The 26673-nt window shown below is 61.4% G+C and carries 24 protein-coding genes; 8 read left to right on the top strand and 16 right to left on the bottom strand.

The features are described from left to right. Positions 1 to 3 precede the first annotated feature (3 nt). The 3 genes from J3A65_RS01230 (at position 4) to J3A65_RS01220 (ending at position 2166) form a co-directional block, all read left to right on the top strand. Positions 4 to 624: a 2-dehydro-3-deoxy-6-phosphogalactonate aldolase gene (locus J3A65_RS01230; RefSeq protein WP_062458450.1), complete on the top strand. Its 621-nt coding sequence runs from the start codon at positions 4 to 6 to the stop codon at positions 622 to 624. A gap of 80 nt (positions 625 to 704) precedes the next feature. Continuing rightward, positions 705 to 962, top strand: a complete 258-nt coding sequence (locus J3A65_RS01225; RefSeq protein WP_062576720.1) for a hypothetical protein — start codon at positions 705 to 707, stop codon at positions 960 to 962. A 34-nt stretch (positions 963 to 996) separates the two neighbouring features. Beyond that, positions 997 to 2166: a pyridoxal phosphate-dependent aminotransferase gene (locus J3A65_RS01220; protein WP_062458457.1), complete on the top strand. Its 1170-nt coding sequence runs from the start codon at positions 997 to 999 to the stop codon at positions 2164 to 2166. A 79-nt stretch (positions 2167 to 2245) separates the two neighbouring features. On the opposite strand, the gene J3A65_RS01215 is transcribed toward J3A65_RS01220, so the two are convergent. From J3A65_RS01215 to hutI, 5 genes are all read right to left on the bottom strand, one after another. Then, entirely contained in the window at positions 2246 to 2749 is a 504-nt protein-coding gene (locus tag J3A65_RS01215; protein ID WP_062576716.1) for an invasion associated locus B family protein, read from the bottom strand. A 236-nt stretch (positions 2750 to 2985) separates the two neighbouring features. Then, complete coding sequence (locus J3A65_RS01210; protein ID WP_113165004.1) at positions 2986 to 3579, bottom strand: HutD family protein; 594 nt, start codon at positions 3577 to 3579, stop codon at positions 2986 to 2988. 5 nt (positions 3580 to 3584) lie between these two features. Beyond that, positions 3585 to 5270: a urocanate hydratase gene (gene hutU, locus J3A65_RS01205; protein ID WP_113165005.1), complete on the bottom strand. Its 1686-nt coding sequence runs from the start codon at positions 5268 to 5270 to the stop codon at positions 3585 to 3587. A 28-nt stretch (positions 5271 to 5298) separates the two neighbouring features. Continuing rightward, a complete protein-coding gene (hutH, locus tag J3A65_RS01200) occupies positions 5299 to 6834 on the bottom strand; it encodes a histidine ammonia-lyase (RefSeq protein WP_209898654.1) in 1536 nt (511 codons plus the stop codon). Beyond that, the gene (gene hutI, locus J3A65_RS01195) at positions 6831 to 8078 is read right to left on the bottom strand and encodes an imidazolonepropionase (protein ID WP_348635242.1); all 1248 of its coding nucleotides are present in this window, start codon (positions 8076 to 8078) and stop codon (positions 6831 to 6833) included. Before hutI ends, hutH begins: the two co-directional genes overlap by 4 nt. A 105-nt stretch (positions 8079 to 8183) precedes the next feature. Between hutI and J3A65_RS01190 the strand changes: the two genes are divergently transcribed. From J3A65_RS01190 to J3A65_RS01170, 5 genes are all read left to right on the top strand, one after another. Then, positions 8184 to 9533, top strand: coding sequence for a formimidoylglutamate deiminase (locus tag J3A65_RS01190; RefSeq protein ID WP_209898648.1), 1350 nt, complete (start codon positions 8184 to 8186; stop codon positions 9531 to 9533). A 68-nt stretch (positions 9534 to 9601) separates the two neighbouring features. Beyond that, positions 9602 to 10327 (top strand): histidine utilization repressor, encoded by a 726-nt coding sequence (gene hutC, locus J3A65_RS01185; RefSeq protein WP_209899889.1) that lies wholly within the window; start codon positions 9602 to 9604, stop codon positions 10325 to 10327. 319 nt (positions 10328 to 10646) lie between these two features. After that, positions 10647 to 10913, top strand: a complete 267-nt coding sequence (locus tag J3A65_RS01180) for a DUF1488 domain-containing protein (RefSeq protein WP_062458477.1) — start codon at positions 10647 to 10649, stop codon at positions 10911 to 10913. Positions 10914 to 11006: 93 nt separating this feature from the next. Continuing rightward, positions 11007 to 11903: a transglutaminase family protein gene (locus tag J3A65_RS01175; RefSeq protein WP_062458480.1), complete on the top strand. Its 897-nt coding sequence runs from the start codon at positions 11007 to 11009 to the stop codon at positions 11901 to 11903. Positions 11904 to 11977: 74 nt separating this feature from the next. Beyond that, positions 11978 to 12808, top strand: a complete 831-nt coding sequence (locus J3A65_RS01170; protein ID WP_209898645.1) for a transglutaminase family protein — start codon at positions 11978 to 11980, stop codon at positions 12806 to 12808. Between the two features lie 58 nt (positions 12809 to 12866). Here the strand turns inward: J3A65_RS01170 and J3A65_RS01165 are convergent, their stop codons facing one another. The 11 genes from J3A65_RS01165 to J3A65_RS01115 all read right to left on the bottom strand — a co-directional run bounded on the left by J3A65_RS01165 (position 12867) and on the right by J3A65_RS01115 (position 26637). Further along, positions 12867 to 14912: a hybrid sensor histidine kinase/response regulator gene (locus J3A65_RS01165; RefSeq protein WP_209899885.1), complete on the bottom strand. Its 2046-nt coding sequence runs from the start codon at positions 14910 to 14912 to the stop codon at positions 12867 to 12869. After that, the gene (locus J3A65_RS01160; RefSeq protein WP_209898642.1) at positions 14905 to 16413 is read right to left on the bottom strand and encodes an ATPase domain-containing protein; all 1509 of its coding nucleotides are present in this window, start codon (positions 16411 to 16413) and stop codon (positions 14905 to 14907) included. Before J3A65_RS01160 ends, J3A65_RS01165 begins: the two co-directional genes overlap by 8 nt. Positions 16414 to 16525: 112 nt before the next feature. Further along, positions 16526 to 17926, bottom strand: a complete 1401-nt coding sequence (locus J3A65_RS01155) for an FAD-dependent oxidoreductase (protein ID WP_209898639.1) — start codon at positions 17924 to 17926, stop codon at positions 16526 to 16528. Beyond that, positions 17923 to 18537: a cysteine hydrolase gene (locus J3A65_RS01150; protein ID WP_209898635.1), complete on the bottom strand. Its 615-nt coding sequence runs from the start codon at positions 18535 to 18537 to the stop codon at positions 17923 to 17925. The genes J3A65_RS01155 and J3A65_RS01150 overlap by 4 nt, the downstream gene beginning before the upstream one ends. Continuing rightward, the gene (locus J3A65_RS01145) at positions 18534 to 20630 is read right to left on the bottom strand and encodes a hydantoinase/oxoprolinase family protein (RefSeq protein ID WP_245341448.1); all 2097 of its coding nucleotides are present in this window, start codon (positions 20628 to 20630) and stop codon (positions 18534 to 18536) included. Before J3A65_RS01145 ends, J3A65_RS01150 begins: the two co-directional genes overlap by 4 nt. Before the next feature lie 5 nt (positions 20631 to 20635). Continuing rightward, a complete protein-coding gene (locus J3A65_RS01140) occupies positions 20636 to 22402 on the bottom strand; it encodes a hydantoinase B/oxoprolinase family protein (RefSeq protein WP_209898632.1) in 1767 nt (588 codons plus the stop codon). Next, positions 22399 to 23292 (bottom strand): isocitrate lyase/PEP mutase family protein, encoded by an 894-nt coding sequence (locus tag J3A65_RS01135; RefSeq protein WP_209898629.1) that lies wholly within the window; start codon positions 23290 to 23292, stop codon positions 22399 to 22401. The genes J3A65_RS01140 and J3A65_RS01135 overlap by 4 nt, the downstream gene beginning before the upstream one ends. 49 nt (positions 23293 to 23341) lie before the next feature. Continuing rightward, positions 23342 to 24043, bottom strand: coding sequence for an ABC transporter ATP-binding protein (locus J3A65_RS01130; RefSeq protein WP_192078711.1), 702 nt, complete (start codon positions 24041 to 24043; stop codon positions 23342 to 23344). Next, the gene (locus J3A65_RS01125) at positions 24036 to 24782 is read right to left on the bottom strand and encodes an ABC transporter ATP-binding protein (RefSeq protein ID WP_209899879.1); all 747 of its coding nucleotides are present in this window, start codon (positions 24780 to 24782) and stop codon (positions 24036 to 24038) included. The genes J3A65_RS01130 and J3A65_RS01125 overlap by 8 nt, the downstream gene beginning before the upstream one ends. A gap of 11 nt (positions 24783 to 24793) precedes the next feature. Then, positions 24794 to 25768: a branched-chain amino acid ABC transporter permease gene (locus J3A65_RS01120; RefSeq protein WP_113165015.1), complete on the bottom strand. Its 975-nt coding sequence runs from the start codon at positions 25766 to 25768 to the stop codon at positions 24794 to 24796. After that, entirely contained in the window at positions 25765 to 26637 is an 873-nt protein-coding gene (locus J3A65_RS01115; RefSeq protein ID WP_092664425.1) for a branched-chain amino acid ABC transporter permease, read from the bottom strand. The genes J3A65_RS01120 and J3A65_RS01115 overlap by 4 nt, the downstream gene beginning before the upstream one ends. Positions 26638 to 26673: the final 36 nt, after the last annotated feature.

Raw genomic sequence — 26673 nt, 5'->3', positions numbered from 1 at the left:
TCGATGACGTTCCAAGACGCGCTGCAAGCCTGCAATCTGGTTGCCATCCTGCGCGGCATCACGCCTGACGAGGCCGAGCCGATCGGCGAGGCGCTGATCGAAGCCGGCTGGCGGATCATCGAAGTTCCGCTCAATTCGCCGGAACCGCTGAAGAGCATTGAAAAACTGCAGAAGCGGTTCGGTGACCGGGCGCTGATTGGTGCGGGAACGGTGCTGACGACCGCTCAGGTCGCAGACGTTGCCTCGACGGGTGCAACTGTCATCATCTCGCCGAACGCGAACCTCTCGGTCATCGAAGCGAGCGTTTCGCGCGGCATGATCAGCCTGCCGGGCGTTGCGACGCCGTCTGAAGCCTTTGCGGCGATCGGCGCCGGTGCGACCGGCATCAAGGCCTTTCCGGCGGAAGCGATCCCGCCCATGGTCATCAAGGCCTGGCGGGCGGTTCTGCCCAAGGATATGCCGGTTCTGGCCGTTGGCGGGATTACGCCTGACAACATGAAATCCTTTATCGACGCCGGCACGAACGGCTTCGGCATCGGCGGATCGCTTTACAAGCCGGGTGACGATGTTGCGTCGGTGGCGGCCAAGGCCAAGCTATTTATCGAGGCGATGCGCCGCATCTGATACCGAATCAACGCCATGCGCCAATCCGCGCATGGCCTTTTTCGACCAATCGGCGTAAAGCAGCGGTTCTTGAATCAGCAATGCACCGCATCCTTATGAAAATCCTTCCTGAAGAGCAGTTTTCCGAAGACGAACCGCAGTTCGAGGATGACATGGGCGAAGACGAACTTGTCCAATCTGCGTATTTCCTGATCGAGGCGCTGACCTTCGCCCCGGTGGCGAAACCGGGCACGCCCGAAGAGCCGTCGAAACCATCGCCAAATCAACGCTTTCGGACCGAAGGTTCCGTGTCCGATGCGGCCTGCAACCGGTTGACCGTACGTCGGAACTTGGCCTAGGCATAGTTCCCCGCCATACTCAGCCGAGATTCGCATGACGATCATCCGACCCGACATCAGCGCCCGCGCTGCGGCCGCTCCGCGTAGCGGTATTGGCGAAATCGTCACCTATGCACGCGGTCGTGACAACCTCATGCCGCTGTGGATCGGCGAAGGCGACCTTGCGACGCCCGACTTCATCACCCGCGCGGCCAGCGACGCGCTTCTCGCAGGCGAGACATTCTATACCTGGACGCAAGGGATCCCGGAGCTTCGCCAGGCAATCCTGCGCTACTACCAGCGCCACTACACGGCCGATCTCTCGGTCGACAACATCTATGTCACCGGATCGGGCATGCAGTCGATCGTGCTGGCGATCCAGACGGTCGCATCGGCCGGCGACGAGGTGATCTATTTGTCACCGGCTTGGCCGAACGCTGCCCATGCCGCGAGTGTTTCCGAGGCAAAGGCTGTGCCTGTCGTCCTCGATTTCATCGATGGCCGGTGGGTGCTCGATGCGGGCCGACTGGAAGCTGCGATCACGCCGAAAACCAGGGCGCTGTTTATCAACACGCCATCCAACCCGACGGGCTGGACCGCGACGAAGGATGATCTCGAGGCAATCCTTAGCCTTGCGCGCCGCCATGGTCTCTGGATCATCGCCGACGAGATCTACGGGCTCTACTATTTCGAAGGCACGCGGGCACCGTCGTTCATGGATGTCATGGACGCGGAAGACCGCATCATCTTTGCCAACTCGTTCTCGAAGAACTGGTGCATGACCGGCTGGCGTATCGGCTGGGTGGTGGCGCCGGCGGAGATCGGCCAGACGCTCACCAATCTCATACAGTATTCCACGTCAGGCGTTGCGCAGTTCATGCAGAAGGGCGCGATTGCGGCACTCGACCTTGGCGACGAGTTCATTCGCTCCAATGTCGAGCGGGCCCGAACCTCGCGCGACATTCTGTGTGACGCGCTGGTCGCCACCAACCGTGTCGAAACGCGAAAGCCCGAAGGCGCGCTCTATGCATTCCTGAAGATCGACGGCGTAACAGACAGCCGCGCCGAAGCCTTCAGGATTGTCGATGAAACCGGCGTCGGCATGGCGCCGGGCACCGCATTCGGCCCCGGCGGCGCCCCCTTCATGAGAGCCTGTTTTCTGCGCGACCCGAAGCAGATCGAAGACGCGGCCGAGCGGCTATTCGCCTATATCCGCCGACGCTGACCGCACGAGCTCGTCAAGATTGGCGATGGGCGAATGCCGGTTTCGCACTCCACCCATCGGGGATCTTAAGAGATCGACGTCAGTTGCACTGACCGGCCTGGTTGAGGGCTGCGGTCACGCCGCTGAGCGAGAACGTGTAGGATGTGCGGGTGCCTCTCCCCGAGACCGCCTGAAGGGTCATATTGCTTCCCGTACGCATGGCGTCGATCATCGCGGAATCATTGCTTTCCTGCTGCGTCCAGCCGGAGTTGCCCCGCGGCGTCATGGCAAAGGATTTGCCATCGATCGTGACCGTTATCTGTGAGCTGTTTTGAAGATCATATCCCATGATGGCCTGCGGATAATATCCGCTGCCCGAAGGCTTGGGCGCCACGAGGAAGAAGTTATCGCCGTGGTTGACGCTTGCGGGCGTCGCCTGTTTCGGAATGGTCAGGACGTAGCAGCTTTTCGAAGCTCCCGCCTGATAGGAATAGACGTTCCAGTCGCCGAACTGCCTCAGCATCGTCGGGCTCGGCTGGGCAAATGCCGGCAGGGCAATCACGGCTGCAAAGAGAGGCGCAAGGGCGAAAGGTTTGAAGGACATCTCGTCTCCTGTTGGGAATGGCAAGGGAAATACGGGTACGAATGCATCCGTAAGTGATCCCATAGGGGGAGGAGGCGGTTACCGGAAAGTTAAAACTTTCAGCTTCTGCGCCGTCGCCTCCGCCAAACCCGGTCTGGAACCGGTCAGATGTGATCACCCGAAAGAGACGAAATATCGCGTTTCCGGTTCTTTAGCGCGATCGCTGTGGCCAGCCTCACGGCATCTTCACAAATGCGTCAAACCTGTAACGAAACCGAGGCTTTTTGCCGTGAGGCGATGCGGACAAGAAAAGTCCGGCTTGATGGCGCCTGACTAAGTTCGATCTCCGAATCGCCCGGATGCAGCAGGATCGCATCATACGCGCCAAGCAATGTGCCGTCTTTCAGAACCAAATCCGACGTCGGCAGAACCAGGGTCACGTCCGAACCGTTCGACGTAATGACGCGTTGACTGACGGAGAGCATCGTCACGCCGTGAATAAACTTTCCGCGCCGGGTCATGACATTGAGATCGGTGATCGGGCCAGAGAGTAGCCTTGCGCTGGTCACTGCATCGGCCGGAAACGCGTGGGGCGGCGTGTCGAGGCGCAGGACACGATCGGGCTCGCCCTCAACCGAAAGCTCGATCCCGTCGCCCGTCAAAATGCTGAGGGTCCGGTCTATGTCCGCGAACACAGAGAACGGGCCGTCCTCGGCCACCGTCGCCATGCTGATACGCCAGTCGAAATCATCGACCGACGCAGCCTCGGGAAAGACGGCGATCTCCACCGTCTCGCCCTTGCCGTTCTTCCAGGGCATCCGCTTATGGTCCGATGCAGGCAGGATGCGCATGCGCGTCAGTTCCCGAGGATGCCGGGAAGGCGAAGACCCTTGTCTTCGGCGCAGTCGATCGCGATCTCGTATCCCGCATCGGCGTGGCGCATGACGCCGGTCGCAGGGTCGTTCCACAGGACACGTTCGATCCGCCGGGCTGCATCATCCGTTCCGTCGGCGCAGATGACCATGCCGGAATGCTGCGAATATCCCATGCCGACACCGCCGCCATGATGCAGCGACACCCAGGTGGCACCCGATGCGGTGTTGAGCAGCGCGTTGAGAAGCGGCCAGTCGGAGACGGCGTCAGACCCGTCCTTCATCGCTTCCGTCTCGCGGTTCGGCGACGCGACGGAGCCGCTGTCGAGATGGTCGCGGCCGATGACAACAGGCGCGGACAGTTCACCGCTTCTCACCATCTCGTTGAAGGCGAGACCGAGCTTGTGGCGATCCCCCAGACCCACCCAGCAAATCCGCGCCGGAAGTCCCTGGAAGGCGATGCGCTCACGCGCCATGTCCAGCCAGTTGTGCAGGTGAGTGTTGTCAGGCAGCAGCTCCTTCACCTTCGCATCGGTCTTGTAGATGTCCTCAGGATCGCCCGACAGCGCCGCCCAGCGGAACGGGCCGATGCCGCGGCAAAACAGCGGACGGATATAGGCCGGGACGAAGCCCGGAAAGGCAAAGGCATTTTCCAGGCCTTCGTCCTTGGCGACCTGGCGGATGTTATTGCCGTAGTCGAGCGTCGGCACGCCGGCATCCCAGAACGCGACCATCGCTTCCACATGCGCCCTCATAGATGCGCGGGCCGCGACCTCCACCGATTTCGGATCGCTTTCGCGCTTGGCTTTGGCTTCCTCGACGGTCCAGCCGACCGGCAGGTAGCCGTTGCGCGGGTCATGGGCGGATGTCTGATCGGTGACGATATCCGGGCGAGCGCCTCCGGCCTTCATGCGGGCGACCAGTTCGGGGAAGATTTCGGCAGCGTTGCCGAGCAGACCGACCGATTTCGCTTCGCCCGCCTTGGTCCATTGGTCGATCAGCGCCAGCGCTTCGTCCAGCGTCTTCGCCTTGGCATCGACATAACGGGTGCGCAGACGAAAATCGATGCGGGTCTCATCGCATTCGACGGCGAGGCAGCAGGCGCCTGCCATGACCGCGGCAAGCGGCTGTGCGCCGCCCATGCCGCCGAGGCCGCCGGTCAGGATCCACTTGCCCTTGAGGCTGCCGCCATAATGCTGGCGGCCAGCTTCCACGAAGGTCTCGTAGGTACCCTGAACGATGCCCTGTGTGCCGATATAGATCCACGATCCGGCGGTCATCTGGCCGTACATGGCCAGGCCCTTCTTATCGAGTTCGTTGAAGTGATCCCAGGTTGCCCAATGCGGCACGAGGTTCGAGTTGGCGATCAGAACGCGCGGCGCATCCTTGTGGGTGCGGAACACGCCGACCGGCTTGCCGGACTGGACGAGAAGCGTCTCCTCCTCCGTTAGCGTCTTCAAGGTCGCGACGATCTTGTCGAAGTCGTCCCAAGTGCGGGCGGCCCGGCCGATGCCGCCATAGACCACGAGTTCATGCGGGTTTTCCGCAACATCGGGATCGAGGTTGTTCATCAGCATCCGAAGCGGCGCTTCGGTCATCCAGCTTTTCGCATTGAGCTCACTGCCCTTGGGCGAGCGGACATCGCGAATGTTGTGGCGTGGATTGGTCATGACGTGGCTCCCCAATTTCTTCTGATAATCAAACTTCAAGGACCGGCAGGATGCCCGGCGAGATGGCCTGGGCGAAGGCGCCGGATGCGACCAGTTCGCTTGCGGCCTTGAGATCCGGCGCCATGTAGCGGTCATCCTCGAGCGCAGGGACGGAGGCCCGCAACACTTCGACGGCCTTTTCGAGTTCAGGACTGGTCTTGAGCGGCCCGCGCAATTCCACGCCCTGGACGGCCGTCAGCGCTTCGATCCCCAGAATGCCGAACAGGTTTTCGGTCATGCCGAGCAGGCGGCGGGCGCCGTGGCAGGCCATCGACACATGGTCCTCCTGATTGGCGGAGGTCGGCGTCGAATCCACCGAGGCGGGATGCGACATCTGCTTGTTCTCGCTCATCAACGCCGCCGATGTGACTTCGGCGATCATCAGGCCCGAGTTCAGACCCGGCTTCTTCGAGAGAAATGCCGGCAGTCCATAGGAGAGGGCAGGATCGACCAGAAGCGCGATACGCCGCTGAGCGATCGCACCGATCTCGCAGATCGCGAGCGCGGTCTGATCCGCGGCAAAGGCGACCGGCTCGGCATGAAAGTTGCCGCCGGAGACGACGGAATTGTCAGACAGAACCAGCGGATTGTCGGTGACGGCATTCGCCTCGATTTCCAGCGTCCTTGCCACGGACCGCAACAGATCGAGGCAGGCGCCGTCGACCTGTGGCTGGCAACGGATACAATAGGGATCCTGAACCCGCTCGTCGCCTTCGATGTGGCTCGCACGGATTTCGGAGCCTTCCAACAGGTTGCGAAGTGCGGCACCGGCATCGATCTGTCCCTTGTGGCCGCGCAGGGTGTGGATGTCGGGATGAAACGGCGCGGAAGAGCCCATAGCCGCGTCTGTCGACAGGGCGCCTGTAACAAGTGCCGTCTGGGCGGCGCGATGCGTGCGAAACAGGCCCGCAAGCGCCAGTGCGGTGGAGGTCTGGGTACCGTTGATCAGCGCCAGCCCTTCCTTGGCAGCGAGCACGACTGGTGTCAGACCCACCTTGGCGAGCGCATCGGCAGACGCCAGTCGTTCTCCCTGCAGGAAGGCTTCTCCTTCGCCCATCATCGTCGCGGCCATATGGGCAAGTGGTGCCAGATCGCCGGATGCGCCGACCGAGCCCTTTTCCGGAATAACCGGGATGACGCCCTTTTCCAGCATGCCCTCGATCAGGCGGACCAACTCGATCCGGACACCGGACGCGCCGCGGCCGAGCGAGATCAGTTTCAGCGCCATGATCAGCCGCACGACATTTTCCGGCAGCGGCGCGCCGATGCCGCAGCAATGCGACAGGATGAGATTGCGCTGCAGGGTGGCGAGATCGGCACTGTCGATCTTGATCGAGGCAAGCTTACCGAAGCCGGTGTTGATGCCGTAGACCGGTGCGTTTCCGGCAGCGATTTCCGCAATGCGTCGCGCCGCCTTTTCGATGCCGGCATCGAAGGAGCGATCGAGAACCGCCGAACCATTGTTCCAGTAGAGATCGGAAAGCTCGGCCAGAGTAACGCTGCCGGGGTGAAGCGTGATCGTCATAGCTGTTGACCTCTAAAGACGTTCGAATGAAGCGGGTTGAAGCCGATGCGGTAAACCAGCTCGGCGGGTCGCTGGATGTTCCAGATGGCGAAATCCGCGGATTTGCCAGCCTCCAGCGTGCCGGTTTCGGAGAGAAGACCGAGCGCCCTCGCCGCCTCGCGCGTCGCACCGGCGATGCATTCCTCGACGGTCAGCCGGAAGAGTGTCGCCGACATGTTCATCGTCAGCAGCAGCGAGGTGAGCGGCGACGTGCCGGGATTGCTATCGGTCGCAATCGCGATCCGGACGCCGGCATCGCGCAGCAGCTGGACCGGCGGCTTCTGCGTTTCGTTGATCGCATAAAACGCGCCCGGCAGCAGAACCGCAACCGTGCCCGACGCCGCCATCGCGGCCGCACCTTCGGCATCGAGGTATTCGAGATGATCGGCGGACAAGGCATCGTAGGATGCAGCCATCGCAGCACCACCGAGATTGGAAAGCTGTTCGGCGTGCAGCTTTACGGGCAGGCCGAGAGACGTCGCGTGATCGAACACACGCCGCATCTCCGCAACCGAGAACGCGATGCCTTCGCAGAAACCGTCGACTGCATCCACCAGACCCTCCGCATGGGCAAGGTTCATTGCCGGCAGAACGACATCGGCAATGTAGTCGCCGTTGCGTCCGCGGTACTCGACCGGCGTTGCGTGGGCGCCGAGGAACGACGTGACGACGCGGACCGGGCGGATCTTTTCGAGCGCCCGGGCGGCGCGCAGCATGTTCAGTTCGCCCTCGATCGATAGGCCGTAACCGGATTTGATCTCGAGCGTCGAAACGCCTTCTGCGAGCAGCGTATCGACCCTTGACAAGGCCGCCTTCACAAGCCCGTCGACGGAAAGAGCGTTGGTCGCCTTGACGGAGGAGACGATGCCGCCGCCTGCGCGCGCGACCTCTTCATAGGTGGCCCCTTCGAGCCGCATTTCGAATTCCATCGCGCGATCGCCGCCGAAGATCAGATGCGTATGGCAGTCGATCAGGCCAGGCGTGATCACCCTGCCCTCCACGTCGATGATCTTGTCGGCTCCCAGAAAGGTCGACGGCAGATCGGACTGGGGACCAGCGAACACGATCCGGCCATCCTCTACGGCAATGGCACCGTGCTCGATGAGTGCAAGGCCTTGCGCCTCGTCGGCAAGCGTGAGCAGCCGGGCGTTGCGCCACAGCGTTCTGGTTGGCGCCACCGGTGAATTATCACTATTCTCGACCACGAAGCCTTCCTCTTTTTGTTTTAATGTATATACATAAAAACCCATGGCAAGAAGAATTTGCAGGCGCCTGCTGGACGCAGACGGGACCGACGAGTGGAGTTGGCAGTGAACACCATTTTTGCAGAAAGCGCACTGATCGGCGGGGAATGGGCGAGCAACACTCGCCTGAAGATCGAGCATGGCACCGTGCAGTCGATCGAGCGTAGCGCCATGCCTGCGGCCACCGACGAGCGGCACCGGCTGATCGTGCCCGGCATGGCCAATCTCCACAGCCACGCTTTCCAGCGCGCCATGGCAGGACTGACGGAGGTTCGCGGATCGACAAGCGACAGCTTCTGGAGCTGGCGCACGCTGATGTACAAATTCTCCCTGTCGATGACACCTGACGATATCGAGGCGGTCGCAGCGCAGCTCTATATGGAAATGCTGGAGGCGGGCTTTACCCGCGTCGGCGAGTTTCATTACCTGCATCACGACCGTGACGGGCGCCACTACGCCAATATCGCGGAGCACGCGGCGCGGATCGGTGCGGCAAGTGCTGCGACCGGGATCGGCCTCACCCTGCTGCCAGTCTTCTACGCCCGCTCCGGTTTCGGGGGAATGGCACCGACGGAGGGCCAGCGACGCTTCATCAACTCGGTCGAGAGCTTTTCCACGTTGATGGAGGAATGCCGGAAGATTACTTCATCACTTCCCGGCGGCCAACTCGGCATCGCGCCGCACAGCCTGCGGGCCGCGACGCCGGAAGAACTGCGGGACGTTCTGCCGATGGCAGGTGGAGGCCCGATCCACATCCATATCGCCGAGCAAACGAAAGAGGTCGAGGACTGTATCGCGTGGTCGGGCGCACGTCCCGTCGAATGGCTGCTCGCCAACATGCCGGTCGATGAGCGCTGGTGCCTGATCCACGCTACCCATATGACCGAGGCGGAAACGCGCGACATGGCACGCCGAGGAGCCATCGCCGGTCTCTGCCCCATCACGGAAGCCAATCTCGGCGACGGCATATTTCCGGCGCCGGCATTCCTCGAGGAAGGCGGCCAGTTCGGCGTCGGCTCGGACTCGAACATCTCGATTTCGGTCGCGCATGAACTTCGGCAGCTCGAATATTCGCAGCGTCTTGGACTACGCTCGAGAAACGTCGTGGCACTACCGCAGCAATCGACGGGTGCGCGCCTGTTCCAGGAAGCGCTGAAAGGTGGCGCCCGCGCATTGCAGTCGCAGGACGACATCGTATCAGGTGCATCGGCGGATTTCGTTTCGCTCGACCTTGAGGCCGCCCCCTACCTTTCGGCAGATCAGGTTCTCGACCAGTGGATCTTCGCTGATACGATCAAGGTGGATTGCGTCTGGGCGGCGGGCAAGAAGCTGGTGACGGGCGGTCGGCATGTGAGCCGAGAGACGATCCTGCCGAGGTTCCAGGCAGTGATGGCCGCTCTGCTTGACGCCGGCTGACCGGATATGGTGGAGAACCCTTTTGACGCAGAGAGCCGAAGGACTTCGCCTTGACCGGAGAAAAAGAGATCAAGGCGACGCGTGCGGTGGGCACACTGCACCAGAAGATCCTGGGCGACATCGAGAACAATATCGTCAGCGGCGAATGGCCCCCGGGATACAGGATCCCTTTTGAGGTCGAGCTCGCCAAGCACTACAATGTCTCGCGGATGACCGCGAACAAGGTTCTGACCCAGCTTGCCAATGCCGGGCTGATCGAGCGGCGCAAGAAATCGGGCTCCTTTGTTGCCCAGCCGCGCAACCAGGCTGCCATTCTTGAGATCTACGACATCGAAGATGAAGTCCGCGCCCTGAACAAGGACTACCATTTCCGGATGGAGGAATGCCGGGAGCGGAAGACTGTGGCAACGGACCGGCTGCGCCTGAGCGTCGCCGGCAAGGAAAAATCCATCTACGTCGTCTGCCTGCATTTCGCCGACGGGAAGCCGTTCTGTCTCGAGGAACGACTGATCAATCTGAAGACCGTGCCGCAGGCAAAGGACATGGATTTCTCGACGGTTTCACCGGGCAAGTGGCTGATCGCGCAGATACCATGGACCGCTGCGGAACATCGGATCTTGGCCCAGCTTGCGGACGAACAGCTGGCAAGGCGGCTGGAAATCCCGCCGCAGTCTGCCTGCCTCGTGGTAGAACGCAAGACCTGGGACGTTTCCGGCCCCGTGACGTCGGTGCGGTTCAGCTACCCTTCCGACAGCCATGCGATCACTGCACGCTTTGCTCCGGCCTCGAGCTGAGACCGGTTTGCCCACCCCAAGCCTCCCCCCGCCCATTCAGGCTTGAAATGCGGTCTGTCGCAGCAGGCTCGCCATTTCGCGTTGGACTTCGGGGGCTCAACGTGACCTAGTCATATGGTTCGTCGGCATAGGATGCCATCGATCCGGCGTTTGGAAAATTGGCGGCGCTGCCTCAATACGGACTGCGGGACCAAAAAAGCCGGTTACCTGCGAAACGTCACTGGGCTTGTTATCATCGACTAAGCGGATGGCAGCAAGATACCCGACATGCAAACGTGGTAGTCCGACATTCGGAGCCATGCTGACGACAGAGGCTGCCATGACACTTTCTTTCCCAAATCCCGCGCGCAGTTACGATGAATCGAAAAGGCGCGTCCGCTTTCTGGGTCATGACGGCATGTTCGAGGTTCGGTTCTTCGTCGCTGCTGAAGTTCTCAGCAGCAACCTTGTTGAAAGAACTGCCGTCAGCGATGATTATCTTGCCTCTTTCGATGCGCTACGACCGAAGATCCTGAAGGCGGCCCAGGCTGCCTACAAGGCGAAAAACGCACAATCCATCATGCTAGATCTCGAGAATTTCAAATGAACAGACTTCTGCTGAGCGCCATCGCTCATCGTCCCGACATGATGTACTTTTCCGATCTGACCCAATGTCAGTCGAACTCGGCTCGGTGATCGCATGACGATCTTTTCGGTTCGTCACCTTACGTCCTACCAGTATCATAAGCCGGTCGAGTTCGGCGAACACAGGCTGCTGTTCCGACCAAGGGACAGTTTCGACCAGACGCTGCTCGTGTCGCGCCTCGAGGTCTTTCCAAAGCCTGCCTATGTCCGCTGGATCCATGACGTGTTTGGGAACTGCGTGGCGCTGGTCGGTTTTGAGGGTGCGTCTCAGAAGCTCCAGTTCGAAACGACCATCAGGCTCGATCATACGCCGCAGCTCGCGATGGATTTTCAGATCGACGAGGAAGCCCTCACCTATCCCTTCACCTATGACCCGGTGGAAGCGTTCGATCTGGAATGCACCATCCGTCGCCATTACCCGGATGCCAACGACGAGGTTGGCAAATGGGCGCGGCAGTTCGTGAAACCCGGCCAGCCGACCGAGACCGGCCGATTGCTGATGACGCTCTGCTACGCGATCCGTGAAAGCTTCGTCTATGCCCGTCGCCATGAGCACGGCACCCAGGCTCCGCTCGAGACGCTGCAGCTGCGTCGCGGGACCTGCCGCGACTTTGCGCTTTTGATGATGGAAGCCGCACGGGCCCTCGGCCTCGCTGCACGTTTCGTCACCGGCTATATCTACGTTCCCGATCGCGACGGATCGACGACGCTTGGAGGCGGGTCTACCCACGCGTGGTGCCAGGTCTACCTGCCGGGAGCCGGATGGGTGGAATTTGATCCGACCAACGGCATTGTCGGTAACCGCGACCTCATTCGCGTCGGCGTCGCCCGCGACCCGAAACAGGCTATCCCGCTTCGTGGCAGCTATGACGGTGAGGCGGAAGATTTCAAAAGCATGTCAGTGCAGGTCAACGTCACGACCGACGAGTTCCAGGCCAAACTTCATGGCTAAACGGAACCGTATCAACGCCCGGGCATTGCCGCATTGCTGCCATCTCGTCAACGGTATTTAGGAGACATCGCTTCATGAGGATACGCGCCGGTTTTCATTTGGGCTATGAATGCCAACAGCCGACTGCCATGCTTCTGGCGTTGAATATCCACCCCTCCCGTCGCGTAGATCTATTGACCGAACAGGTGCTGACTTTCGACAGACCGATCGAAGCCTGGGGTTATCAGGATGTCTTCGGGAACGCCTGCAGCCGCATCGTTGCACCGCCCGGCCTGACGACGATCTCGACCGAGTTCGAGATCTATGACACCGGGCTCCCGGACCCGATCCCGGAAGATGCGCAGCAGCATCTCATCCAGGATCTACCCGACGACGTTCTGGTGTTCCTGCTGGGCAGCCGTTATTGCGATACGGACCGTCTGTCAGACTTCGCCTGGAACACGTTTTCCTCGACTGATCTGGGCTGGCCGCGCGTCAAGGCCATTCTTGATTTCGCGCACAACCGCATTGCGTTCAACTATCAGAACGCTGATTCGCTGCGGACCGCGTTCGGCGGCTTCAACGACCAGACGGGCGTGTGCCGGGACTACGCGCATCTGGCGATCACCCTGTGCCGGTGCATGAACATTCCCGCACGCTACTGCACAGGGTATCTCGGTGACATCGGTGTTCCCAAGGATCACAATCCGATGGACTTCAGTGCATGGTTCGAAGTCTATCTCGGCGGCCGCTGGCACACTGTCGATGCCCGTCACAACAAACCTCGTATCGGCCGGATCCTGATGGCGACCGGTCGCGATGCGACCGATGTCGCGTTGTCGACGGCCTTCGGCCCGGCGATCCTGGCAAGGTTCGAAGTGATCACGGATGAACTGCCGCTGGGTGGCGACGGGCAGGCGGAATAGCCGCGCCGAGTTTCTGACCCTTTGAGCTTTATGACGTCGCGCCCGGTTGCGAGAGCAACTAGCGCGGCGACGTAAGCTTGCCGATCTGTTCCGCCAGCTGTGCCTGCGTATACGGCTTTCCGAGCCGCGCAACCTCGAGATCAACGCCAGGCGGAAGATCCGCGTAGCCGGAGGCGATCAGGATTGGCAATTCGGGCAGCAAGGCTCGTGCAGCCTTCGAGAGTTCGCCCCCGGTCATGCCAGGCATGGAGTAGTCGGTGATCATCAGATCGAACTTTGGTCCCTTACCCAGATGCTCCAGCGCCTCCTTGCCGGAATGGGCTTCGACAACGTCGTGTCCGAGATCCAGCAGCATGTCGGCGGAACTCATGGCGATGAGGACGTCGTCGTCGACAAGCAGGATACGCTTGGGTCCGCCCTGATATTCTGCCGGAGGCAATGGTGCCTCGGCCTGCCTCGGCTGCTCGGCAGCGGAAGAGACCGGAATCCACAATTCGGCGGTAGTGCCGGAACCGATCCTGCTCGACAACTTCAACTCTCCCTTTAACTGGGACGCCAGGCCGTGGATCATCGACAATCCGAGGCCCGTTCCCTTGCCCAGTTCCTTCGTTGAGAAAAACGGTTCGATGGCTTTCTGCAGCGTCGCCTCGTCCATGCCTTGGCCTTCGTCCTTGACCGAGAGCACGACGTAACGCCCGGCTGCAAGCGTATCGTTTGAGAACCTCTGCTCTTCCTGGCTGAGGCTGATCCGCAGCGTGCCACCGTCGGGCATGGCGTCACGCGAGTTGACGGCAAGGTTGAGAAGCGCCAGTTCGATCTGGTTGGCATCTGCCGAAACCTTCGGCAGATGATCCGGTATCGAGGTCTCGACGAGGATGGTCGACCCGACCGAGCGTTCGAGAAGGTCGCGCATGCCACCGATCAGGGCGCCAAGGTCAACCGGACCGATCTGCAGATCCTGGCGGCGGGCAAAGGCGAGCAGCCGCTGGGTCAACGACGCCCCGCGTCTTGCACCCTGAAGGGCGCCATCGATCAGGCGTTCGGCTTTAGGATCGCCCGCAACGAGCTTGCGGAGCAATTCGAGATTGCCGAGCACTGCCATCAACAGATTGTTGAAATCGTGGGCGACGCCGCCGGTCAGTTGGCCGATCGCCTCCATCTTCTGCGCCTGGCGCAGTTGATCTTCCGCCCGCTCACGCTGCGACACCTCGTCCATCACGACCGAATGGGCCTGTTCAAGTTCACGCGTCCGCTCGGCGACACGCTCTTCAAGCAGTTCGTTGATCTGCCGCTGCTGCTTCTCGTTGATGACCCGGTCGGTAATGTCGGCGGATACGCCGACCAGCTTGACCGCCTTGCCCGAGTGGTCGCGGTAGAGCTGTGCCCGCACCTCTGCCCAGCGCACGGTGCCGTCGCGCCAGACGGTGCGGTATTCGACAGAATAATCCTCACCGCTCTCGGCTGTTGCGGTATGAGCATCCTGTACGCGTTGCCGGTCATCGGGATGGATGCTGGCAAAAAGGTCCTGATAGGTGAACGCCTCTTCCGGACCGCGTCCGAAAATGCTCTTGCAGGTCGCAGACGTGCTCAGGACATCGGTTGCAAGATCCAGTTCCCAAGCGCCGAGCCGACCGGCCTCGAGTGCTGTCTGCAAACGCCGCTCTCCTTCGTCGAGAGCTTCCATCCGCAGACGTGCATCATATTGGCGCCGACGCCCGCGTGCGGCAGAACGGGCAACGCTGATGAATGTCGTTGCGTGGAAAGGGCGCTCGATGAAGCTGACATTGCCAAGGACCTCCGACAGCCGCGCAGCTGCGGGATTACGCTCCGGACCACCGCCGCGGTTTGTCAGAATGACGAAAGGTAGATCCGACCAGCTCGGCTGGTTCTCGATCCACTGGGAGATGGCGCGCAGGTCGGCGGAGCGCAGAGCTTCCTCGGTGATGACAGCGAGCGCGATGTTGTCGTCAAGGCTGTCGACGAAACCGGACAGGTCCGGGGCCGCCTTCGAAGCGATACCGGCTTCCTTCAGGAGGGATGCCGCAATCTGCGCATCGCGACCGTGTGGGGCATGAATGAGGCCGACGGCATCTCTGTTAGGAATGGCTTTCGTCCTCGTTTGAAAGCTCCAGCAGTTGCTGCTTTTCGCCGACAAGCGTCGGTACACCGCGCAACACGCCCTGGAAACCGGAAAGCGGATCGCCCAGTGTCAGCCCTGCATCGGTGATGCGAAACTCGCGGATGGTTTCTTCGTGCCGACCGGTTCGCTTCTTGATGACCGAGACTGCACGCCGAACCCTGCCCAGTGCCTCGAAATAGCGCAGCAGGATAACTGTATCGGCGAGGTAGGTGACATCGACCGGGGATTTCATGTCTCCGACGAGCCCGTGCTGGGCAACTGTCAGAAACGTATTGGCGCCTTGCCGATTGAGGTATTGCAGCAGTTCATGCACGTGCAGGATCAGCGCGTTTTCCTCGGGCATCGACGCCTGGTAGCCGTTCACGCTATCGATCACGACTGTCCCGGCCTTGAAGGTCGCCACGCGATCCCGCACGCGTTGCGAAAATTCCCCCGGCGAAAGCTCGGCCGCATCCAGCTGCTCGATGTGAATAGCGCCGTCGTCGCGCATCTTCTCGAGCTCGATCCCCATTGCTTTCGTACGCGAGAACAACAGGCCGAGCTCCTCGTCGAATATGAAGACGGCTGCTTTCTCACCGCGCTTCACGGCAGCTGCTACAAACTGGAGCGCGAACAGGCTTTTGCCGGTACCGGCAGGTCCGATGAGCAGCGTGCTCGAGCCGCGCTCTATACCACCGCCAAGAAGATCGTCGAATTCGGCAATGCCGCTTTTCAAAATAGCTCGGTCGAATGCCGTCTTGTGCTCGATCGCACGCAGCCGCGGAAAGACCGAGACGCCTCCGGTCTTGATGACGAAATCATGATAGCCGCCGCGGAACGCCTGGCCGCGATATTTGATCACCCGCAGGCGGCGGCGTTCCGAACCATAGTCGGGAGCCAGCTGCTCGAGATGAAGAACGCCGTGAACGACGCTGTGGACGGTCTTGTCGAGATTGTCCGACGTCATGTCGTCGAGCAAAAGGACTGTGGCGTCGGATCGAGAAAAGAAATGCTTCATGGCCAGGATCTGGCGGCGGTAGCGGAGAGAACTCTGTGCCAACAGACGGATTTCCGACAAGCTGTCGATCACCACACGCTGCGGTTTCAAACGCTCGAAGGCCTCGAAGATCAGCTTGGTGGTTTCGCCGAGCTCCAGATCTGAGGAGTAAAGCAGGCTTTGCTGCTGGTCTGCGTCAAGCAGGCTTTCCGGGGGGACGAGCTCGAAGATTTCGATCGAATCCCCGAATTCGATACCGTGCGAAAGCGCGCTTTCCCGCAGTTCTTCCTCACTCTCCGACAGGCTGATATAAAGACAGCGCTCCTTGAGTGTTGCGCCTTCCAAAAGAAATTGCAGGGCGATCGTAGTTTTGCCCGTGCCCGGCGTCCCTTCGAGCAGGAAAACATGGCGGCGAGTCAAACCGCCCGATAATACATCGTCCAGTCCCCGAACGCCTGTCCTCGCCTTTGTACTCAAGCCGTCGATCATGTTTTTTCCTTTTGCGACTTTTGACTTAGCGCAAACTGGCGTGGAAACAAGAGATGGACGGGTTGGGTACGGTAACTGTGACGAACGAGATGTTTCCGGCTGTCCTTTGATTCTAGCAGTTGCGCAGGGAAGCGGCGGCGCGAAGACCTGAAATGCGTCCGAGCGCCACTGCAGTCAGGAGACCGTTCCCGGACAGGTAGCCGCTCGCTTTGCTGCCCGATACGCCACAGGCGGCGCCTCCGGCGGCAAAAAGGTTTGCGATGGTCGAACCGTCGCGTCGAACCACACGTGCCTCGCCGTCAACAACAAGCCCGCCCTGGGTGTGGAAGAGTGCGCCGGTGACCCTTACCGCTTTGAAGGGTGCTCGGAGCGGTGGGACGTCCGCTAAAGAGCGACCGTATGGGTCCGTCCCACTCACAGCTTTGCATTTCTCGAAAGCGCGGAAGCTCGCCACCAGGTTCTCCGGCGAGACCTGCATCCGCTCCGCAAGCGCCTCGATCGTATCGGCCTCGATGATCGCATGCATACGCTCGGCGCTTCTGAAATCCTCGAACTGGCCGGCAATCTCGGCGATCCGCGTGTCGAACACGGTCCATGCGATCCCTTCCGGCTGGGCAAGCACGTTGGACGCCTGCTCGGAATACCCCTTCGCCTCGTTGGAAAAGCGTTCGCCTGCGACATTCACCTGGAAGCCGCCTTCCATCACGGTCGCCCAGGTGATCAGGATCCCGGCAGGATGGGCGACCGATCCATGGCCCTGATGACCACTCAGATGCCGCGTCGCAGCACCCAGCGCGTCACCCCACACGATCGCATCGCCCTGGTTGCCCGGGTGGCCGAAATAAAGAGCATCCCGCATCTCCGGAATGTGGTGGGCGACCAGTGCCGGATTGCCGCCATAACCGTTACAGGCAAGGATCAACGCCTCACAGCCGATGTCTTCCCGGGACCCATCCGGTCGTGACAGGGTCATGCCGCGCGGTTTGCCGTCGGAACCGACGACAAGTGTGTCCACATGCGCTTCCGTCAGGATATCGATGCCGGCTTCTTCCGCGGCGTCGCGCAGACGATCGATCAGTTCCTCGCCGGACCGGGAGGGAAGACCATGCATTCGAAGGTGCGAGTGACCGGGATACCGGAAGTTGTCGACCAGCGAAAACGCCAGACCGTGGTCCTCCGCCAGCCATTCCAGCGTTGGTCCGACTGTTTCGGTGACCAACCGAACGAGATCCACATCCGGCTCGCCATCCGCCTTGTGCAGGATATCCGCCCCGAAGGCTTCCGGCGTGTCCTCGACACCGATCGCGCGCTGCCAGCGCGTGCCTGCTGCCGGAATGAGGCCGGCCGAGAGCGCCGTCGAGCCGCGCGGCAGCGGATCGCGCTCCAGCACAAGCACATCGACGCCTTCCGTCTTGGCGGAGAGCGCTGCAATCATGCCGGCGGCACCTGCGCCGATCACGACAAGCGGCACCATCACCTCGAATTCCCGGTCCGAGACTTCGACCTTTCTCATCGCGCGTCGAACTCGGCGATCATGTCTTCGATCGTCGCGATCCGGCTCACCGGTTTCAGTGCTGCGATCGCGGTCTCATGCGTTTCCTGCGAAAAGGCGGCCGAACCATCTGACAGAGTGATCGTCTCGAAGTCGCGGACATGCGCATCGCGAACCGTGGATGCGACGCCGCCATTTGTGACGATGCCGCCGACCACCAGCTTCTCGATGCCGCATTTGCGCAGGACCCATTCGAGGCGGGTCATGTAGAACGCCGAATAGGCGACTTTCTCGACAACGAGATCGGCCGGCGCCAGATCGTCGATCAGGCTGTTGCCCCATGTGCCGGGCGCAAAATCGCCCTTGCCGAGAAAGGGCCGAAGTTCTCTTAAGTGCGGCGAGATGATCGGCTCGCCACCCTTGGCCGGCACCAGCGTGAACTGCGCCGAGATGATATAGCCGCCTTTTGCGCGCATCACGTCCACAAGTGGCTTGATGCGTTCCGGCAATGCCGCGATCTCAGGCGCCCCTTGCCCGGCCCGGCCATAGGCGCCGTCGGGGGCCAGAAAATCATTGGTCAGATCGACGATGATCAGACCCGTCTTCTCGATGGGTATCGAATGTCCGCTCATGATTTCCGCTCCACGATGATATTTCCGTAGAGATCCACGCGCGCCTTGAATTCCGGCGACACGACGGTCGTGGCATCCGGCTGCTCGAGGATCGCCGGGCCCTGGATTTCCGAACTCTCCGGCAGTTGCAGGCGATCGTAGATCGTCGTTTCATGCCAGGCGCCGTCGAACCAGACCTGTCGCGAGCCGGTCGTTGCGGAGGCAACTGTCGTGTCGGTTGGTGCGGCCAGCGCCTTCAGATCGAAGCTCGGACGAATGCCGATCGCGCTGGTGCGAAGATTGACGATCCGCATCGGAACGCCCTGCAGAAGCCGGCTGAAACTTGCCTGATAGGCATCCTCGAAAGCCTGCTGGATCATCGCCTGGCTGACATCGGTTTTGCTTCCGCTGATCGTTGCCGGCAGTGTGACGCGAACCGTATGGGTCTGACCGACATAGTGCATGTCGAGCTCGAACAGCGTATCGATCCGCTCGACCGTCAGATGAGCATCCTCGACGACGGCGCGCGCCTTGCCGGCCTCCTCGACCATGCGGGCATCGATCGCCGCAACGTCGATGCCCTCGAGCGAGAGGTTCAAGGTCTGGACCTGGTCGTGGCGGATGTCGGCGATGACGCAACCGAGAGCAGATGTCACGCCAGGATAACGCGGCACAAGCGCCGCCTTCAGCCCGACTTCGCGGATCAGCGCCGAGACATGCAGCGCTCCGCCGCCGCCGAAGGGAACGGCCGCGAACTTCTGCGGATCGTGACCGCGCTCGATCGACATCAGCCGGATCGCACCAGCCATACGGCTGTCGGCGATCTTCACGATGGCTTCGGCCGCCTCCATCACACCGAGAGCGAGCGGCTTTGCCACATGCTGGTCGATCGCGGCCTTGGCGGCCTCCACGTCGAGACGGGCAAGTTTGCCGCCGATCGGCCGGTCCGCGTTGATACGGCCGAGCACGACATTGGCGTCCGTCAGCGTCGGACGGGTATTGCCCTGACCGTAGCAAACTGGGCCGGGCCGTGAACCGGCACTTTCGGGGCCGACCTGCAGCAGGCCGCCCGCATCCACATGCGCAATCGAACCGCCGCCGGCACCGATCGTGGTGATCTCGATCATCGGTGTGCGGATGACGAGGCCGAAATCGATCGTCGTCTGGGCCGCGAGTGCCGCCTTGCCGTCGGCAATCAGCGAGACATCGAAGGACGTACCGCCGAGATCGCCGGTGATGACGTTCGGAAAGCCTGCCGCCTTTGCGATCGCGGCTGCGGCGATGACGCCTGCCGCCGGACCGGACAGCGCTGTACGGGCCGGAAGCCTGCGCGCTGTCTCCGTCGACATGACGCCGCCGTTCGACTGGACGATATGGAAGCGGCCGGCGAAGTCCTCGCTTGCCAGTGCCGTTTCCAGCTTGCCGAGATAGGAGCCGACGACCGGCTGCAGGTACGCATTGAGAACCGTTGTCGACGTGCGCTCGAACTCGCGGATTTCGGGCAGGATCTGCGTCGAGCAGGCGAGGTTTTCGTTGTCCCAGACCGCACGGGCGGCTTCCACCGCACGCTCTTCATTTTCGGGATTGGCATAGGCGTTGACGAAAACGATCGCGAGCGCCTCCGCACCCATCGCCTTCAGCTTTTCGGCAGCGACGCGGACGGCATCGACATCGACGCCCAGACGGATCGTTCCGTCGGCGAGCGTGCGTTCCGCCACTTCCAGACGCATGTCGCGTTCGACGACGGGGATGAAATCGCCCCACAGGCCCCAGGTATTGGGCCGGTCCCGGCGTCGCATTTCCAGTACGTCACGAAAGCCTTCGGTGGTGATCAGACCGACCCTGGCGCCCTTGCGCTCAAGAAGAGCGTTGGTGCCGACGGTCGTGCCGTGCACGATCGAGGAGAGGTCAGCGATGGCGCCGAAACCCTTCAGACCATCGAGGAAGCCCACAGCTTCATCGCCGCGGTTGGAGGGGACCTTGTTGGTGCGGAATTTCGCCGAAGCTTCATCGAAATAGAAGAGATCGGTAAAGGTACCGCCGACATCGACGCCAACGATCCTGCCCAATCCCGACTGGCCCAGTTTTTCATTTTGTTGTTTTGTTGTTCCCAGATCGCTCACGCGGCCACTCCCTTGCGCAGCTTGTCGGTTGCTTCGTGATCGATCTCGCCATCTGCGCCGATCACCACGCCGTACAGGGCTTCCGCCTGACTGGTGCTGACGAAGCCGAGGCGCACGTCATGCAGAACCTTGTCCGGGTCGCGCCCATGCGGATCGCCCCAGCCGCCACCTCCCGGCGTTTCCAACCGGATCCGCTTGCCGGGCTTCAGCCTCAGATCGGTGATCTTCGACGCCATCGGCGGAACGGCTTCGCCGCCGTCTTCCGTCTGCCAGGAGAACCGGTTCAATGCCGCTGACTCTCCGCCGACGACGCCGAACGGCGCGCGTCTGCCGCGTTCGCCGAGCAGCGCCACGTCGCCGCCGGTGAGAAGCTCCAGTTCATAGATAGAACCGACGCCGCCGCGATGGGTGCCGGCACCGGCCGAATCCGGCCGCAGCGCCCATTGCGTGAACATGACGGGATAGGCGGCTTCCAGGATCTCGACCGGTGGAATGGTGGCCGTCGAAATCGGGTTGTTGGCATGGTTCAAGCCGTCGGACATCGGATTGCCGCCGAGACCGCCACCGAAGAACGAGAACATCACCCATCGCTTGTGGTCTGCCCTGTACCCGGCGAGCGACAATGCGTTGATCGTGCCGAACGGGGCAGCAGTTGCACGCGCCGGATCAGCCTGGGCAATGGCGCCGAGAACGACGCCGATCAGGCGCAGGATGGTTTCCGTATAACCGGCAACCGGCTTTGGAGCATTTGCGCCGAGCAGGGAATTATCGACGATGGTGAACGAGATCGGGCGAAGGCAACCCGCATTCGCCGGCACTTCGGTAAAGATGTGCTTCAGCGCCACGTAGCAGGCGGCAATCGTCGTCGAGCGCGAGATATTGATCGGACCCTGGGCCGACTGGGTGGACCGCGAAAAATCGAGCGCCATCGTGTCGCCGGAAATCGTCAGGTCGAGCGCCACCGTCAGCATCTCGTCGGTGATGCCGTCATTGTCGAGCACGTCTTCGAACGAATAGGTGCCATCCGGGATCGAAGCGATCGCCGAGCGCATCAGCGCTTCGGCGCGGTTCGAGAAAGCCTCGAAAGCCGCATCGACTGTCGTTGGACCATATTCACCGAGAAGAGCGCCAAGCCGTTTCTCGCCGAGATCGAGCGCATTGAGCTGACCATTGAGATCGCCCCAGTTCGACATCGGAACGCGGGAATTGGCGGACAGGATTTCGATGATGTCGTTGTTCATCGTGCCCGCGGAGATCAGCTTGACGACCGGGATCCGCACACCCTCCTGGAAGCTTTCGACCGCCTTCGGATTGTAGCTGCCGGCGACGTTACCGCCGATGTCGAGCCAGTGACCGACCGAGGCCATCCAGCAGAACAGTTTGCCGTCTCGGAAGATCGGTCGCACCAGACGGAAATCGTTGAGATGCGTCCCGCCTTCATAAGGGTCGTTGAAGATGAACGTATCGTTCTCCTGCAAGCCACCTTCCCGCTCAACCTTGGAGATGACGGCGCGCACGGCAAACGCCATGGCTCCGACGAAGATGGGCAGGCCGGACGTGCCCTGCACCAGCGTGTCGCCGGTCGTGGCGTGATAGATGCCGTGGCAGGCATCCTTGGCTTCGGCAATTGTCGGGTTGAAAGCCGAGCGATAGAGCGTCGCGTCCATTTCGTCTGCAATCTGCTCCAGCCGGCCCTTAAGGACCGCCAAAGTCACGGGATCAAGCGTCCCGGCATCGGTCGTGACGGTAGCTTGCGAGCTCATGCCGCATCCTCTTCATGTCTGTCTTTTCCATCGGCATCTTCGTAGGTTCTGCCGAGCGCGAGCATGTCGGGCGTGCCGATCAGCGCATTGAGCCCGTTGAAATCGAACATCCGGTCGGCGAACGGCGCGTTGGATCCGGCAGCGGCCAGCGAGGCGTAATAATCGACCGCGGTCTTCGCCATTGCCCGGACGATACCGCCCGGGAAGATGACGATCTGGAAGCCGAGGTCGGACAATTCAGCCGCGTTGTGGATCGGCGTCGTGCCGCCCTCGACCATGTTGGCGACCAGTGGCCTGACGCACTTCAGCGCCCCGGCGATGTCGCCCAGCTGCTCGCCGCTCTTTGGTGCCTCGACGAACAGGATGTCGGCACCGGCTTGCGCATAAAGATGCGCGCGTTCCAGCGCCCGATCGATGCCTTCCATCTGCAGCGCATCGGTGCGCGCGATGATCAGCGTCTGTTCGTTGGCGCGGGCGTCGACGGCCGCCTTGATCTTTCCAACCATCTCTCCGGTGGAGACGACCGACTTGTCGTTCAGGTGCCCGCAGCGCTTCGGCGTGGTCTGGTCTTCGAGCTGGATGCCCTGGGCGCCCATCTTTTCAAACAGCCGCACCGTGCGCTGGACGTTGAGCGCATTGCCGTAGCCCGTGTCGGCATCGACGATGACAGGCACGGTCATCCGGTCGCAGATCATCGCGATCCGGTCGGCCACTTCCGCCATCGACACGAGGCCGATATCGGGTCGCCCAAGATGGGTGTAGGCGATGGCCGCGCCGCTCAAATACACTGCGCGAAAGCCGGCGCCCGCTGCGATCGACGCCGTGAGGGCGTCAAACACTCCAGGCGCGACAATCGGAATGCCGCTCTTCAAATCCTGGCTGAGACTCATGGTATGTTTCCTTGTTCTTGCCGGCCTCTCTGGGCCGTGTGCTTGTCGCTCAAAGGCCGAGATAAGCCCGTTTCAATTCAGGATTGTCGCGAAGTTCGGCGGCATCGCCTGATAGTGCGACCGAACCGTTCTCCAGGATGTAAGCCCGGCTCGCGAGGTCCAGCGACTGCATGACGTTCTGCTCCACCAGCATGATCGGCAGGCCATCGTCGCTCAGGCGGCGGATGAGCGAGAACATCTCCTCGACCAGAAGCGGCGACAGGCCGAGCGAAGGCTCGTCGAGGATCAGCAGCTTCGGCTCGCTCATCAGGCCGCGGCCGATCGCCAGCATCTGCTGCTCACCGCCTGAAAGCGTGCCCGCGTACTGCCGGGTCCGTTCCTTCAGCCGCGGAAAGATCGAGAACACCTTTTCGATATTGCCGGCCCGGACCCGCTTCGGCCGGCAATAGCCACCGAGTTCGAGATTTTCCAGAATGGTGAGGTTGGGGAAGATCTTGCGACCTTCCGGCACGTGGATGAGGCCGGATGCGACGATATCGCGAGCGCTGGTGCCCAGTATCTCACGGCCGTCGAAACGCACCGAGCCGCTGCGGGCGGGCTGTACCCCTGACAGAACCTTGTTGAGCGTGGTCTTGCCGACGCCGTTCGATCCGAGCACGGCGACCACCTCGCCCTTGCCGACGGAAAGGCTGAGGCCGCGAAGGACTTCGGTTCCGCCATAGCCGGCGCGCAGGTCTGCGATCTCAAGCATGGGCTGCCCCTTCCGCCTTGATGCGCGCTGCAGCGCCGTGGCCGAGATAGGCCTCGATGACAGCCGTATCGGTACACACCAAACGCGGCTCGCCGCTTGCAATCATCTTGCCCTGCGAGAGCACGTAGACGGTGTCGCAGAGGTTCATCACCGCCTGCATGATGTGTTCGATCATCAGGATCGTGACACCCTCCTCGCGGATCTGCCGGATGATCGGCAAAACATCGCGGATTTCGGATGGATTGAGACCCGCCAGCACCTCGTCAAGCAGCAACAGCTTCGGCTTCGTCGCCAGCGCCCTTGCCAGTTCGAGCCGCTTGCGGCCGGCAATCGTGAGGCCCGAGGCAAGCTTGTCGAGTTCGTGGCCAAGACCGACTTTCTCAGCCGTCAGGGTCGCAAGACGTCTCGCCTCGGCCGGATCCTTGGTGTGAAGGAAGGCACCGACGGCGATGTTGTCGCGAACGTCGAGACCCGCAAAAGGCTGGACGATCTGGAACGTGCGCGCCAATCCGCGACGCGCCCTCAGGTGCGGCTTCTCGCCGGTAATGTCCTCGTTCTGAAACGTGACCGTTCCCGCATTGGGGCTGAAGAAGCCGGCGATCATTGCAAACAGTGTCGTCTTGCCGGCCCCGTTCGGACCGATCAGCCCGGTGATCGAACCCTCCGCCACATCGATCGTTGCATCGTCGACGGCGAGAAGCCCGGAAAATCGCTTGGTGAGATTGTGCGCTTTCAACATGGTCATGCCCCTCACATCGCCTTGCCGCGGCTTTTGCGCCGATACCAGAGATCCGCCACGAAACCCCTGATCCCGTTCGGCGCGAAAGCGACGCAGAGAATGAGGATGATGCCGAACACGACGAGATCGACGCCGGCGATGCCGCCAGAAAACGACTTGGTGATTTCGCCGAGACCCAAAAGCAGGACCGAGCCGATCAGCGGCCCGAGCATCGTGCCTGCGCCACCGACGATCGCGGCAAACAAGGCCTCGATAGAGATCCAGGAGCCGTAGGCCACATTGGCATCGATGAAGAGGAAGTTCTGCACATAGAGGCAGCCGGCGAGCGCGGTGATTGCGGCAGACAGCGTGATCGCCTGCATCTTGATCTTGAAGATATCAACGCCGAGCGCCTGTGCCGCCTGATCGTTTTCACGAAGCGCAATGAGATAGGCGCCAAAAGCGGATCGTTCCAGCCAACGGGTCAGAAGCAGGCCGCCTGCCACGAAGCCGATGAGGATCAGCAGGAACCAGCGGCGGTCGGAAAATTGCAGATAGGCGAAGCCGTTGTTGATCGAGACCAGCATGCCGGCAGCGCCACCGGTGAAATCCCAGCTGTTGGCGAGGATGCGCAGCACTTCCGCAAATGCCAGCGTGATCAGCGCGAAATAGGATCCTTTTAGGCCTGCCCGGAAGCTCAGAAAGCCGATCAGGGCGCCGACGGCCGCACCGAGGATGACGCCGCAGACAAGGCCGACCCAGGCATTGATGCCGAAGCTGGTCTGCAGGATCGTCGTCGTATAGGCGCCAGTACCGAAAAAGGCCGCGTGTCCGAAGGAGGAGAGCCCGCCATAGCCGCCGAGAACATTCCAGCCCTGCGCCGTCAGCGCGATGATCATCATGAAGATCAAGAGGTTGAGAATATTGCCCGGCAGCCCGGCAATGGCGGCGATGCCGACCACGCCGAGAAAGGCAAGGGCCGCGATAAATTCGAAGTTCTTCTTCATGCGCGTGCTCCAAACAGGCCGGTGGGCTTCACCAGAAGCACGAGAATGAAAATAAGGAAGATACCGATCTGGCCGAGGCTATCGCCGAGGAAGAGGCTGGAAATGGCTTCGACGACGCCGATCAGAAGGCCGCCGATCAGGGCGCCGGGGATCGATCCCATGCCGCCGAGAACGACAATGGTGAAAGCGACGAGAACAAAGGCCGCCCCTGTCGTGGGGCTAACATAGAACGAGGGCATCAGCAGGCCGCCAGCAATCGCCAGGCAGGCGGTGCCGATCGCAAACGTCATGGCGTAGACATGCGCGACATTGATCCCAACAAGGCTGGCCCCGAGTTTTTCCTTGGCAACGGCGCGGATCGCCTTGCCGATATCGGTGCGGTTGAGGATCGCCCACAGAAGTACGGCGGTCACGACCGAGACTCCGAGCCCGATCACTCTCGGCAGCGAGAGAAGGAGCGGACCGAGCGGCACGATCTCGAACGCGTAATCTGTCGCAATCGTGCGGGTGTCGGAATTGAACCCGGCGAGAAGCAGGTTCTGGATGACGATCGAAAGACCAAGGGTGGCAAGCAATATGCCGTTGTCGGAGCCGCGGCTGGCCGGACCGATAATGAAGCGCTGCAGACAATAGCCGATCGCGAACATCATAGGCGTGACGACGAGGATGGCCACGTAGGGATCAAGGCCGAACCTGTCAGAGGCCAGCCAGACGAGATACATCGCGACCGTCAGCAAGGCGCCGTGGGCGAAATTGACGATGTGCAGCACGCCATAGATGAGGGTGAGCCCGAGGGCGATCAGCGCATAGACGGCACCGAGCATCAGGCCGTTCATCAACGCTTCGAAAATGATTGTCGGCGAATACATGATTTTCCTTCGAAGAAGGGCTTGCCGGAATGGCCC

The sequence above is a fragment of the Rhizobium sp. PvP014 genome (assembly GCF_017876855.1).
In the GTDB taxonomy this organism is placed as follows: domain Bacteria; phylum Pseudomonadota; class Alphaproteobacteria; order Rhizobiales; family Rhizobiaceae; genus Neorhizobium; species Neorhizobium soli.
The sequence above is the reverse complement of the archived record's forward strand: the minus strand, read 5'-3'. Positions and strand labels throughout refer to the sequence as shown.